This window comes from Streptomyces sp. NPDC039609 (assembly GCF_055596705.1).
This window is the reverse complement of the sequence record NZ_JBVIUJ010000014.1, coordinates 1-13,202: the sequence shown is the minus strand read 5'-3', so window position 1 is coordinate 13,202 and position 13,202 is coordinate 1. Positions and strand designations below refer to the sequence as shown.

Here is a 13,202-nt window from a genome sequence, read left to right as displayed (position 1 = left end):
ACGGGATCTCCCGTACCGCCCCTTCCGCTTCGGCTACTTCGCGGCCGTGCCGAGGACCTTCGTCGGCGTGATCCGCACGACCACCCGCACCACCTCCGGCGGCAGGTCGAGGTACTCCTGGCCGGCGCCCGGACCCTCGTACCGCTCCTCCATCGCGACCGCGACGGCCCGGCCCACGTCCTCGGTGACCGTGGCCGTGCCCCGTATCTCGGCGTACAGCTGAGGGTCCTTGCGGTCGTACACGATCAGGCTGACCCGCGGATCGGCCTGGATGTTGCGTATCTTGCGGCGGCCGTCCTGGCTGGAGATCACCAGCTCGTCACCTTCCCTGGCCACCCAGACCACCGAGGTCTGCGGAGAGCCGTCGGGGTGAACGGTGCCCAGGATCGCCGGGTTGATGTCGTCCAGAAGCGCGCGTACGGCGCTGTTCAGAGTGATCGTCACGACCGTCACCCTAGGGGTGTGGCCGCCGCCGCGCCCAGACCGCCGATCAGGAGGGCGGTGAAGCGCTGGACCCAGGCCTCGTCGACCGGTTCCGCGCTCACCAGGGCGCGGTGGACCACGGCGCCCGCTATCACGTCGAAGATCAGGTCGTCGGTGTCGTCGATCGACATCGGGTCCCGGTCGGTGGGGAGTTCGCCGCGCTCCTGGGCGCGCTGGCGACCCTCCAGAACCAGCCGCTTCTGCCGGTCGACGATGGAGCTGCGGATGCGCTCGCGCAATGGCTCGTCACGGGTGGACTCCGCCACGACCGCCATCAGGGCCGTCTTCGTCTCCGGCCGCTGCAGCAGCGCGGCGAACTGCAGCACCACGTTCTCGATGTCGGCCTGGAGGGAGCCGAGGTCCGGGAGTTCGAGTTCGTCGAAGAGGACGGCGACGGCGTCCACGACCAGCTCGTTCTTGCTCGCCCAGCGCCGGTAGAGCGTGGTCTTGGCGACGCCCGCCCGGCCGGCCACATCGCCCATCGTCAGCTTGGACCAGCCCAGTTCGACCAGGGCGGCACGGGTCGCCTCGAGGATCGCGGCATCGGCCGCGACGCTGCGGGGGCGTCCGGTACGGCTGCGGGAACTGGTGCGGCTACACATGGGGATCGACCATACCCGCCGGTAGGTATTGCGCCAGAGTCGCGTGATGTGAGCCAGTTCACCGGTCGGATCTGTCCATCGATCGGGCGGGAGAGTTACGCTACGACCCGTAGCGAAAGGCTTTGAGCGGCCCGAGCGACACACCACACGCACCAGGTGGGGACCTGGTGCAACAGAACGCGGACCGTGCACTTCGGTGCACGGTTCAGCCATGACGTACCGGTCACGCGCGCGGAAGGGGGAGGATGTACTCATGCAGCCCAGAAACATGTCCATGAGCGGCGTCGTCGACCTCGCCGCGGTGAAGGCGGCCGGAGAGGCCAAGGCGAAGGCGGAGCAGGCGCGTGCCGAGGCCGCCCGGCAGGGGGGCGTGACGGCGGTCTCCCCCTCTGCCCTGGTGATCGATGTCGACGAGGCCGGCTTCGAGCGCGATGTCCTTCAGCGCTCCGCCGAGGTTCCGGTCGTCATCGACTTCTGGGCCGAGTGGTGCGAACCCTGCAAGCAGCTCGGCCCGCTCCTGGAGCGGCTGGCCGTCGAGTACAACGGACGCTTCCTCCTCGCGAAGGTCGACGTCGACGCCAACCAGATGCTGATGCAGCAGTTCGGCATCCAGGGAATTCCGGCCGTTTTCGCGGTGGTCGCCGGTCAGGCGCTGCCGCTCTTCCAGGGCGCGGCTCCCGAGGCCCAGATCCGGCAGACCCTGGACCAGCTGATCCAGGTCGGCGAGGAGCGCTTCGGACTCACGGGCATCGCCGTCGACCCGGACGCCGACACTTCCGGCGAGCCCGCGCAGGCTCCGGTGCCCGCAGGCCCGTACGACGCGCTGCTGGAGGCGGCGATGTCGGCGCTCGACGCCGGTGACCTGGCCGGCGCCGTCCAGGCGTACAAGAACGTGCTCGCCGACGACCCCGGTCACCCGGAGGCCAAGCTGGGCCTGGCCCAGGCCGAGCTGCTCGCCCGCGTGCAGGACATGGACCCGCAGGCGGTGCGGAAGAACGCGGCCGACAACCCGGCCGACGTCACCGCGCAGATCGCCGCCGCGGATCTCGATCTGGTGGGCGGTCACGTCGAGGACGCCTTCGGCCGGCTCGTGGACGCCGTTCGGCGCACGGCCGGTGACGACCGGGACGCGGCGCGGCTGCGGCTGCTCGAGCTGTTCGAGGTCATCGGCCCCGAGGACCCCCGGGTCACGGCGGCCCGTCAGGCCCTCGCGCGGGTGCTGTTCTAGGCGCGTTGCAGGGGCGCCGAATCGCGCCGATTTGGCGACACAGTGACATTTCGCGGCCGCGCTTTACCAAAACTTGGTAAACGCGGCCGCTGTTACTTGCAGTAAATCGAACCCGGCATTCTGTCCGGCTTTCATCCTCAACATCCTGATGTACGGCCCCGGTGAACTGCACCCTGTGTGGCCGGGCGACATCGCCCTGTCGTGGCGTGGTTATCCACCCGTTACTAGCCGGTAACGAACCCCCTTGTGCCCCGGCCCGTAATGGACCACGATCGGCGACGCTCGGTCCGATACCGCACCAGCCCGGCAACCAACCGGGTTCGCGGCGAGGGTCCCCACCGAGTGGGTCGACGACAGTGGCGTCGGCCGTGGACAGGGGGGTTCCTGCCTTCACCGGCGGGGCCTGTCCAAGGAGGTTGCGCGCAAGGCGTGGCCAGTGGTTGTCGCTCGGGGGTGATCGCCGGTGAATCGGACGCGGGTCGCGCCCGATGTTCGGCGCTCCTTCCCGAGGACGTAGCACTTCTCCCATCCCAGGACGGGCCCTGGGCCCATCCGGAGATGTACGTCCGAGAAGGAGGATTCTCATGAAGTCCCAGGTTCGTGGCGGGACCAGATGGAAGCGGTTCGCCGTTGTCATGGTGCCGAGTGTGGCCGCGACGGCCGCGATCGGTGTCGGCCTGGCTCAGGGTGCGCTTGCCGCGTCCTTCAGCATCTCCGGCCAGGAGTTCAAGGTTAAGGCCGACAGCCTTGTCGGTAAGGACTTCGTCCAGTACGGCAACGTCGTCTCGGGCAAGGACCTCGAGGGCAAGCCGTTCGCTCAGCCGGTCGGTGTCTCGGGCTTCTCCGAGGCCTGGATCACCAACATGTGCCAGTCCGTCGTGACGCCGAACGTGCCGTTCCTCGGCAACGTCTCGCTGGAGCTGCGGGCCGGTACCGACAAGCAGAACCCGGTGTACGCGAAGGACATCTACCTTGATGTCTCGTCGCTCGACGCGGACGCCGAGTTCGGCAACATCGACATCGGTGTGGCCGCGGGCGCGCTCCCGAAGGCCGACGGCAAGCCCGGCATCCAGCCCGGCACCAAGGCCAACCCATACGGCTTCTCGCAGCGTGCCGAGACGGCCAAGCTGACGGACGTGAAGCAGAAGGCGTGGGCGACGACCGCCGCCACCTTCAAGCTTCCCGACCTCAAGCTGAAGCTGCACACGGGCGCTCCCAAGGAGTGCTTCACCGAGTAGTACGCACCCGGCGGGTGGGGTCGTTCCGTACGGCCCTGCCCGCTCCGGTCCGTACCGCCGTTCACCACCTTTCTTACGCAACACCGCTTCCAGGGAGCTGTTTTCCATGAGCGCCGAGTCCACTGCTTCCCGCGGAGTCCCGAGCGAGAACCGTTTCCGTACCTGGCGGGGCCAGCGGCCCTTCTGGGCGGGTCTGCTCACGATCCTCGGCGGCGTACCGATCGCGTATCTCCCGTACGGCGACATGCGACTCGGCAACATGACGATCGCCATCGCCACCACGGCCGGAGCCGGTGCGCTGATCATCGGCGTCCTGCTCATCACGCTCGGTCTCACGATGTGGTTCCAGCCCATCGTGCGGGTGTTTGCCGGCGTCGCGGCGATCGTGCTGGGGCTTGTCTCCATCCCGGTGTCGAACTTCGGCGGCCTCGTCATCGGATTCCTGCTCTCCCTGATCGGCGGCGGGATGTCGATCGCCTGGGCGCCCGGCGTCCCGGTGGAGGAGACGGCCGAGGCGGAGGCCCTGCGGGGCGAGCACGAGAACGACGGTCAGCCGCACGGAGACGAGGCTCAGGAGGAGACCCAGCCGGTCGCCTCCGAGAAGGCCCCGGTCCCGGAGCAGCGTGCTGCGGAGGACGCGCAGGCGACCGAAACGACGATCGACGCCAACGGCGGGAGGAACAGTGCGGGGTGACGAAACACAGTCGCCGCAGTCGGCGACGGCTGCGGACGGCGCCACTCTGGCAGGACGGGGTCCGCGGCACGCGGCTCCTCGCAAGTCCCTGCTGAACAAGATCCAGGGTCCCGCGGGCAAGGCGATGGCCCTGGCGGCCATGCCGACCGCGGTGCTCATGGGCATGGGCATGGCGCCCAAGCTCGCCCTCGCCGACGAGAAGGACATCCCCTTCGCACCCGGTCCGTGCGTGACCCGCTCGGACGAGCCGGTGGCCGAGGAGTCGACGAAGCCCGCCGCGACAGAGAGCCCGAAGCCGACCGCGAGCGCGTCCGCCTCGCCGAAGCCGGAGGAGACCAAGGAGCAGGAGTCGCCCAAGCCGACGTCCAGCCCCTCGGCGACCGCCGGCACGGAGCAGGGCACCGCGACGCAGCAGCAGGCCGACGCGCAGCAGGCCCCGGCCCCCGCGCCCACCGCGACGAAGAGCGTCAACCCGCTCGACCCGCTGGGTCTCGGCGACAAGATCAAGGACCTGTTCGACGGGCCCGACGCGGAGCCGACGACCACACCGTCGACCGCACCGGCGCCGACCGCCCCGGTGAGCGAGAAGCCGGCGACGACGGCTCCGAAGACGGACACGGCGAACAAGGCCGACGCCGCGGAGAAGGCCGACACCCAGGCCGAGACCGCCGCCGACAAGACCAAGGCCGCCATCGAGGAGGCCGCCGGCAAGGTCGGCGCCAAGGTCGAGGAGCTGCCGGAGGACGCCAAGGGCCTCGACGCCAAGAAGGACGAGGACATACCCGAGGGCGCCAAGCCGCGCTTCCCGTGTCCCGAGCCCGACCCCGAGGCGCTCGCCGCGGCGGACCTGGAGGCGGGCATCCCGCTGCTCCCGGACGAGCCGTGGATCCTGAACAGCACGAAGCTCACGCTGAAGGGTCTGAAGTACCACGGCATCGTCGAGGTGAAGACGGGCAGCGGGAAGATCAAGAAGGTCCTGAAGTTCACCGCCAAGGACGGCGTGGACATCAGGGACCTGCACCAGCGCACCGTCCACTCGGCCGGCTACACCGGGCACGTCAGGTCCGACAAGGGTTCGACGTCGACCATGAGCAACGGCACGGTGACCATGTACACGGAGAAGCTGAAGGGCAACCTCTTCGGCATCATCCCGGTCACCTTCAGCCCGGAGACCCCGCCGCCGCTCGACGTACCCTTCGCGATCTTCACGGACGTCGAGGTCACCCAGGCCGGTCAGTTCGGCGGCACGCTCACCGTTCCCGGCCTGCGCAACACGGTCGAGCCCAACTGATCGCGTAGAAAGCCCGTCAGGGAGCCGCACATGACGAGGGCCCCCGTCCGGATCGGACGGGGGCCCTCGTCATGCCAGGAGGCAGGCGGCGCGTGTCACGCGTGCTCTCCGCCGCCCAGGTGGTGCACCCGGACCATGTTCGTGGTGCCCGGGACGCCGGGGGGCGAGCCGGCCGTGATGACCATGGTGTCGCCCTCGCTGTAGCGCTGGAGCTTCAGCAGCTCCGCGTCGACGATGTCGACCATCGCGTCCGTGGTCTCCACGAACGGGACGAGGAAGGACTCCACGCCCCAGCTCAGCGTGAGCTGGTTGCGGGTGGACTCGTCCGTGGTGAAGGCAAGGATCGGCTGGATCGTGCGGTAGCGCGAGAGCCGCCGCGCGGTGTCGCCGGACTGGGTGAAGGCGATCAGTGCCTTGCCGCCCAGGAAGTCCGCGATCTCGCAGGCCGCGCGGGCGACGGAACCGCCCTGCGTACGCGGCTTCTTGCCCGGTACGAGCGGCTGCAGGCCCTTGGAGAGCAGCTCCTCCTCGGCCGCGGCGACGATCTTCGACATCGTCTTCACGGTCTCGATCGGGTAGGCGCCCACGGAGGACTCCGCCGAGAGCATGACCGCGTCCGCGCCGTCCAGGATCGCGTTGGCCACGTCGGAGGCCTCGGCGCGCGTGGGGCGGGAGTTGGTGATCATCGACTCCATCATCTGGGTGGCGACGATGACCGGCTTGGCATTGCGGCGGCACATCTCCACGAGGCGCTTCTGCACCATCGGGACCTTCTCCAGCGGGTACTCCACGGCGAGGTCGCCACGGGCCACCATGACGGCGTCGAAGGCGGCGACCACGTCCGCCATGTTCTCCACCGCCTGCGGCTTCTCCACCTTGGCGATGACCGGGACCCGACGGCCCTCCTCGTCCATCACCTTGTGGACGTCCTTGACGTCGTCGGCGTTGCGGACGAAGGAGAGGGCGACCATGTCGCAGCCCATGCGGAGCGCGAAGCGGAGGTCCTCGACGTCCTTCTCGGACAGGGCCGGGACGTTGACCGCCGCACCGGGCAGGTTGATGCCCTTGTGGTCGGAGATGACACCGCCCTCGATGACCACGGTCTTGACCCGCGAGCCCTCGACCTCGACCACGCGCAGCTCGACGTTGCCGTCGTTGATCAGGACCTGGTCGCCCTTGGAGACGTCACCCGGCAGGCCCTTGTACGTGGTGCCGCAGATGGACTTGTCACCGGGGACGTCCTCGGTGGTGATGGTGAACTCGTCACCGCGCACCAGCTCGACGGGACCCTCCGCGAAGGTCTCCAGACGGATCTTGGGGCCCTGGAGGTCGGCGAGCACGCCGACGGCGCGGCCGGTGTCCGCCACCGCCCTGCGGAGACGGTCGTACCGCTCCTGGTGCTCTGCCTGGGTCCCGTGGCTCATGTTGAATCGGGCCACGTTCATACCGGCCTCGATGAGAGCCTTCAGCTGCTCATACGAGTCGACGGCGGGGCCCAGCGTGCAGACGATTTTGGAACGGCGCATGAGGCGGATCCTATCGGTTTGTTTCACTGCGGAATATTCCGTCTGGTGGAAAGTACAAATGGGCGCGGGGGCGCTCAGGCGTTCACTCCTCCGAGCGCTTCTCCGCGCACCAGAGCGAAGGCCTGACGGGCGATCTCCAGCTCCTCGTCCGTCGGCACCACCGCCACCGCCACCCGCGCGTACTCCGGCGAGACGAGCCGTGCCTCGTCGGACCGTACGGCGTTCAGACCTGCGTCCACCGTCAGGCCCAGCTCCTCCAGACCGGCGATCGCAGCTTCCCGCACCGGAGCCGCGTTCTCACCGACACCCGCCGTGAACGCCACCGCGTCCACCCTCCCGAGTACCGCGTAATACGCCCCGATGTACTTCTTCAGCCGGTGGATGTAGATGTCGAAGGCGAGGGCGGCCCGCTCGTCACCCTCGTCGATCCGGCGACGGATCTCCCGCATGTCGTTGTCGCCGCAGAGCCCGACCAGACCCGACTTCTTGTTGAGCAGGACGTCGATCTCGTTCTCGTCCATCCCCGCGACCCGCTTGAGATGGAACGTCACCGCCGGGTCGATGTCGCCCGAGCGGGTCCCCATGACCAGACCCTCCAGCGGGGTGAGCCCCATCGAGGTGTCCACACACAGCCCACCCCGGACGGCCGAGGCGGAGGCCCCGTTGCCCAGGTGCAGCACGATCACGTTCACCTCCTCCGGCGCCTTGCCGAGCAGCTTCGCCGTCTCGCGCGACACATAGGCGTGCGAGGTGCCGTGGAAGCCGTACCGCCGGATCCGGTGCGCGTCCGCGGTCTCCACGTCGATCGCGTACCGGGCCGCCGACTCCGGCATCGTCGTGTGGAAGGCGGTGTCGAAGACCGCGATCTGCGGAAGGTCGGGACGCAGCGCCATCGCCGTACGGATGCCGGTGAGGTTCGCCGGGTTGTGCAGCGGCGCGACCGGGACGAGCCGCTCGATCTCCGCGAGAACCTCGTCGTCGATCACGGTCGGGGCGGTGAATCTCAGCCCGCCGTGCACCACCCGGTGCCCGATCGCGGCCAGTTCGGGGGAGTCCAGGCCGAGCCCGTCCGCCGCCAGCTCCTCGGACACCGCCTTCAGCGCGGCGGCGTGGTCGGCGATCGGACCGCTCTTCTCGCGCTTGACCCCGCCTCCACCCTGGAGCGGGGTGTGGACCAGGCGCGAGGTCTCCTCGCCGATCCGCTCCACCAGACCGACCGCGAGCCGGGAGTGCTCCTTCATGTCGAGGAGCTGGTACTTCACCGACGAGGAGCCGGAGTTGAGGACGAGAACGCGCGTCGCGTTGTCGGTGCCTGTCATGCGGGGAGCTCCTGAGCCTGGGACTGGATCGCCGTGATGGCGACCGTGTTGACGATGTCGCTGACGAGCGCGCCGCGCGAGAGGTCGTTCACCGGCTTGCGCAGGCCCTGCAGCACCGGGCCCACGGCCACGGCGCCGGCCGAACGCTGCACGGCCTTGTAGGTGTTGTTGCCGGTGTTGAGGTCCGGGAAGATCAGCACGGTCGCCTGCCCCGCCACCTCCGAACCCGGCAGCTTCGTCGCGGCGACGGACGGCTCGACCGCCGCGTCGTACTGGATGGGCCCCTCGATCCGCAGCTCCGGATGGGACTCCCGTACCAGCTTCGTCGCCTCACGGACCTTGTCGACGTCCGCGCCCGATCCCGAGGTGCCGGTGGAGTACGACAGCATCGCGATCCGCGGCTCGACACCGAAACGGGCCGCGGTGGCCGCCGACTGGACGGCGATGTCCGCGAGCTGCTCGGCGTTCGGGTCGGGGTTGACCGCGCAGTCGCCGTACACCAGCACCTTGTCGGCCAGGCACATGAAGAAGACCGAGGAGACGATGGACGCTTCCGGCTTCGTCTTGATGATCTCGAACGCCGGGCGGATCGTCGCGGCCGTGGAGTGCACGGAACCGGAGACCATGCCGTCGGCCAGGCCCTCCTGCACCATCAGCGTCCCGAAGTAGTTCACGTCCGAGACGACGTCGTACGCCAGCTCCACCGTCACGCCCTTGTGGGCCCGCAGCTCCGCGTACTTCTCCGCGAACGAGTCGCGCAACTCGGAGGTCTGAGGGTCGATCAGCTGGGTCGACGGAGAGGACAGGTCGACGCCGAGGTCGGCGGCCTTCTTCCGGATGGTCTCGACGTCCCCGAGCAGCGTCAGGTCGCATACGTCGCGGCGCAGCAGGACATCGGCCGCGCGCAGCACGCGCTCCTCGGTGCCCTCGGGCAGGACCACGCGACGGCGGTCGGCACGGGCCTGCTCCAGGAGGTCGTGCTCGAACATCATCGGGGTGACCCGGCCGGTGCGCGCCACCGAGATCCGCTTCAGCAGATCGGCGGTGTCCACGTGCCGCTCGAAGAGCCCGAGAGCCGTCTCGGCCTTGCGGGGCGTGGCGGCGTTCAACTTCCCCTCGAGGGAGAACAGTTCGGTCGCCGTGGTGAAGCTGTTGCCGGGGACCGATATCACCGGCGTGCCGGGCGCGAGGCGGTGGGCCAGGGTCAGGATCTCCTCACTGGGCCGCTCGTTCAGGGTGAGCAGCACACCGGCGATGGGCGGGGTGCCGGCGGAGTGGGCCGCGAGCGCGCCCACCACCAGATCGGCGCGGTCCCCGGGGGTGACCACCATGCAGCCCGGGGTCAGCGCGTTGAAGAAGTTCGGCAGCATCGCACCGCCGAAGACGAAGTCCAGGGCGTTGCGGGCAAGGCCCGAGTCGTCGCCGAGCACCACCGAGGCGCCGAGCGTGTGGGCGATCTGGGCCACGGTGGGGGCGGCGAGGGAGGCGTCGTCGGGCAGCACGTAACAGGGCACGGGCAGCCGGACCTTGAGCCGCTCGGCGATGCCCTCCCGGTCCTCGCCCGCCACCCGGTTGACGACCATCGCGAGGACGTCGCAGCCGAGCCCGTCGTACGCCCGGAAGGCGTTGCGAGCCTCCGCCCGTACGGACTCGGCGGGCTGGCCCTTGCCGCCGACGACGGGTATCACCGAGGCGCCGAACTCGTTGGCGAGGCGCGCGTTGAGCGCCAGCTCGTCGGGGAGCTGGGTGGCCGAGTAGTCCGTACCCAGGACGAGTACGACCTCGTAGTCGCGGGCCACCGTGTGGAAGCGGTCGACGAGCCGGGAGACCAGTTCGTCGGTACCCTTCTCGGCCTGGAGCGCGGAGGCCTCGTGGTAGTCCATGCCGTAGACGGTCGACGCGTCCTGGGAGAGCCGGTACCGGGCCCGCAGAAGATCGAATAGACGGTCGGGGCCGTCGTGCACCAGGGGCCGGAACACTCCCACCCGGTCCACCTGGCGGGTCAGGAGTTCCATGACTCCCAGCTCGACGACCTGCCGGCCGTCCCCGCGGTCGATCCCGGTCACGTACACGCTGCGCGTCACGCCGTGGTCTCCTGTCCAGTCCTGTCCGCCCGGTCTCGTCAACCGAGTGTGTTCAAAAAACCCCGCAAGGGTGGCAATGCCCTCTTGACAATACCTCTCGGGGTGGGTAGGACGCCCGCCGGGCGAGGGGCCTGGAACGGCGGGACGAAAGGCCCCTGGCGGCCGGGCCGCGGAGTAGCAGGGAGCGCGGGGGTGCTGCCGGGCGTGGGAGAATCGACAGAGCTCACATATGCCACTCACCGAGCAGGAGACACAGCACGATGCGCATCGGAGTTCTCACCGCAGGCGGCGACTGTCCCGGCTTGAACGCAGTGATCCGGTCGGTCGTGCACCGGGCCCTGACCGGCCACGGCGACGAAGTCATCGGCTTCGAGGACGGGTTCAAGGGTCTCCTCGACGGGCATTACCGGCCCCTCGACCTCAACGCGGTGAGCGGCATCCTCGCCCGCGGCGGCACCATCCTCGGCTCCGCCCGCCTGGAGCGCAACCGGCTGGCCGAAGCCGCCGAGTCCGCCCAGGAGTTGGCGAAGCTGCACGGCATCGACGTGCTCATCCCGATCGGCGGCGAGGGCACGCTGACCGCCGCCCGGATGCTCGCCGACGCCGGGATGCCCGTGGTGGGCGTCCCGAAGACGATCGACAACGACATCTCCTCCACCGACCGCACCTTCGGCTTCGACACCGCCGTGGGCGTCGCCACGGAGGCCATAGACCGTCTCAAGACCACCGCCGAGTCCCACCAGCGCGTGATGGTCGTCGAGGTGATGGGCCGGCACGCCGGCTGGATCGCGCTGGAGTCCGGCATGGCCGGCGGCGCGCACGGCATCTGCCTGCCCGAACGCCCCTTCCAGGTCGACGACCTCGTCAAGATGGTCGAGGAGCGCTTCGCACGCGGCAAGAAGTTCGCCGTCATCTGCGTCGCCGAGGGCGCCCACCCGGCGGAGGGCTCCATGGAGTACAAGAAGGGCGCGATCGACCAGTACGGCCACGAGCGCTTCCAGGGCATCGGCAACCGGCTCGCGGTCGAGTTGGAGCGGCGCCTCGGCAAGGAGGCGCGGCCGGTCATCCTCGGTCACGTCCAGCGCGGCGGCACGCCGACCGCGTACGACCGGGTGCTCGCGACCCGCTTCGGCTGGCACGCGGTGGAGGCCGCGCACCGCGGCGAGTTCGGGAGGATGACGGCGCTGCGCGGCACGAACGTCGAGATGGTGCCGCTTGCCGAGGCTGTGACGCAGCTGAAGACGGTTCCGGTGAGCCGGATGTCCGAGGCCGAGTCGGTCTTCTGACCCGACCGAGGGGGACCTTGGTCCCGAGATTGTCCCGACGTCGGACGTGGGACGGCGGACGTCGGACGGCGGACGTGGGACGTCGGATGTCCGATGTCCGGATGACCTGGCACTCCGACGTCGTCCCGACGCCGTTCCGATGTCCGGGCGCGGTCCCGCCACCCACCGGGACGCCCTTTGGACGTCGGAAGCGCCCCGATCGCCCCCCGTGGACGATCGGGGCCCTTCCCCCGTGATTCCCCCGTGACGATTCCGGCCCGGGCCGGAATTGCCGATTTCCACTCTTGAGTCGAACGGCTCGATCAACAAGGCTTGGGCCTGTCCCGGACATGTCCCAACCCGGTCCGGGGGAGGTGGGGAGCGCGTATGACCGAGGGTTACGCCGGCGGGCGCAGCGCGCCCGACCCGCGAGAGGCCACCGATGCCGCCTCCTTCATCGCGCAGCTCCAAGCGCTCAAGGATTGGTCCGGACTGACCTACCGCGAGCTCTCGGCCCGCGCCTCCGCGCTCGGCGACGTCCTGCCCCGCTCGACCGTGGCCAACATGCTGGCTCGCTCGACCGTCCCCCGTGAGGAGCTCCTGACCTCCTTCGTCCGCGCCTGCGGAGTGGACCCGGGAGCGTTGGAGAGCTGGCAGACGGTCCGCAAGGAGCTGGCGGCTCGGGGTGTGTACGAGCCCTCCGGGAGCGACGTCTCCGCTACGGACGAGGAGACCTCCACCGCCCCGTGGCCCACCGCGCCCGAGCCCGCCCCCGAGAGCCCGCAGCCCGGCCCCCGGTCACGCGTGTCCCGAACACTCGTCACGGTCGTCGCCGTCACCGGACTCGTCCTCGCCGGGGTCAGCGTGGTCGTCGCGCTGGTCAGGGACGGCGACGGCGGCGGGACGGGGACGGGCACCCCGACCGCGCCCGCCGCCGGGGACGTACAGATACGGGTGATCGGCTCGGACCTCTGCCTGAACGAGCGGCGAGGCGGCCGCAGCGGCCAGATCCACCAGCGGAAGTGCGCGGGCGCCGACGTCCCCCGCTACTCCCTCATGGATCTCGGGGCCGGCGCCTGGCGGATCGTCTCCGACCACCCGGACTACGGCCCCGGCTGCTCCGGCATCCCCACCGGCGGCCGCATCGCCGACGCCGCGTTCGAGGACTCCGAGTGCGGCGACCCGACTCGCGTCGAAAGGTTTCGCCTGGAGCCCTTCGGCAGCCCCGTCTCGGGCTACCGCATCGTCCCCGTGGACTCGGCGACGGCCGACTCCTGCGTGACCGTGACGGGCGACCGCGCGGCGGAATGGGCGAAGCTCGCCCAGGCACCCTGCCGCCCGGACGCTCAGGGCCAGCTCTTCAGCTTCGACCGCAGGACCTAGGACCTGTCCGGTCGATCACGGTCTGGGCTGCTCCCGGGATGTGAGTCGCCGGCCCCAGCGGTCGGTCTGCTGACCACGGCAGGTCCTAC

11 protein-coding genes are annotated in these 13,202 nt (G+C 69.7%); 6 read left to right on the top strand and 5 right to left on the bottom strand.

Annotated features, from left to right (window positions below):
* Positions 1–33: 33 nt before the first annotated feature.
* Together ACZ561_RS32830 and ACZ561_RS32825 are read right to left on the bottom strand one after the other, a co-directional pair.
* Positions 34–444 (bottom strand): PPOX class F420-dependent oxidoreductase, encoded by a 411-nt coding sequence (locus ACZ561_RS32830; protein ID WP_471002118.1) that lies wholly within the window; start codon positions 442–444, stop codon positions 34–36.
* A gap of 5 nt (positions 445–449) precedes the next feature.
* Positions 450–1,085 carry a TetR/AcrR family transcriptional regulator gene (locus ACZ561_RS32825; protein ID WP_471002115.1) on the bottom strand — a complete coding sequence of 212 codons (636 nt, stop codon included), beginning with the start codon at positions 1,083–1,085 and terminating at the stop codon, positions 450–452.
* Positions 1,086–1,338: 253 nt separating this feature from the next.
* Between ACZ561_RS32825 and ACZ561_RS32820 the strand changes: the two genes are divergently transcribed.
* The 4 genes from ACZ561_RS32820 to ACZ561_RS32805 all read left to right on the top strand — a co-directional run bounded on the left by ACZ561_RS32820 (position 1,339) and on the right by ACZ561_RS32805 (position 5,536).
* Entirely contained in the window at positions 1,339–2,313 is a 975-nt protein-coding gene (locus ACZ561_RS32820) for a tetratricopeptide repeat protein (RefSeq protein WP_471002112.1), read from the top strand.
* 584 nt (positions 2,314–2,897) lie between these two features.
* Positions 2,898–3,551 (top strand): DUF6230 family protein, encoded by a 654-nt coding sequence (locus tag ACZ561_RS32815; protein ID WP_376439386.1) that lies wholly within the window; start codon positions 2,898–2,900, stop codon positions 3,549–3,551.
* 106 nt (positions 3,552–3,657) lie between these two features.
* Positions 3,658–4,245 carry a DUF6114 domain-containing protein gene (locus ACZ561_RS32810; protein WP_471002109.1) on the top strand — a complete coding sequence of 196 codons (588 nt, stop codon included), beginning with the start codon at positions 3,658–3,660 and terminating at the stop codon, positions 4,243–4,245.
* Positions 4,235–5,536 (top strand): hypothetical protein, encoded by a 1,302-nt coding sequence (locus tag ACZ561_RS32805; protein WP_471002106.1) that lies wholly within the window; start codon positions 4,235–4,237, stop codon positions 5,534–5,536. Before ACZ561_RS32810 ends, ACZ561_RS32805 begins: the two co-directional genes overlap by 11 nt.
* Positions 5,537–5,631: 95 nt before the next feature.
* Here ACZ561_RS32805 and pyk read toward each other — a convergent pair whose 3' ends face one another.
* The 3 genes from pyk to pta all read right to left on the bottom strand — a co-directional run bounded on the left by pyk (position 5,632) and on the right by pta (position 10,465).
* On the bottom strand, positions 5,632–7,062 hold the full coding sequence (pyk, locus tag ACZ561_RS32800) for a pyruvate kinase (protein ID WP_384519989.1): 1,431 nt from the start codon (positions 7,060–7,062) through the stop codon (positions 5,632–5,634).
* A 74-nt stretch (positions 7,063–7,136) separates the two neighbouring features.
* A complete protein-coding gene (locus ACZ561_RS32795) occupies positions 7,137–8,381 on the bottom strand; it encodes an acetate kinase (protein WP_471002103.1) in 1,245 nt (414 codons plus the stop codon).
* Positions 8,378–10,465: a phosphate acetyltransferase gene (gene pta, locus ACZ561_RS32790; RefSeq protein WP_471002100.1), complete on the bottom strand. Its 2,088-nt coding sequence runs from the start codon at positions 10,463–10,465 to the stop codon at positions 8,378–8,380. The genes ACZ561_RS32795 and pta overlap by 4 nt, the downstream gene beginning before the upstream one ends.
* Before the next feature lie 260 nt (positions 10,466–10,725).
* On the opposite strand from pta, the gene ACZ561_RS32785 reads away from it, so the two are divergent.
* Together ACZ561_RS32785 and ACZ561_RS32780 are read left to right on the top strand one after the other, a co-directional pair.
* Positions 10,726–11,751, top strand: coding sequence for an ATP-dependent 6-phosphofructokinase (locus ACZ561_RS32785; protein ID WP_471002097.1), 1,026 nt, complete (start codon positions 10,726–10,728; stop codon positions 11,749–11,751).
* 366 nt (positions 11,752–12,117) lie between these two features.
* On the top strand, positions 12,118–13,113 hold the full coding sequence (locus tag ACZ561_RS32780; protein ID WP_471002094.1) for an RICIN domain-containing protein: 996 nt from the start codon (positions 12,118–12,120) through the stop codon (positions 13,111–13,113).
* Positions 13,114–13,202: the final 89 nt, after the last annotated feature.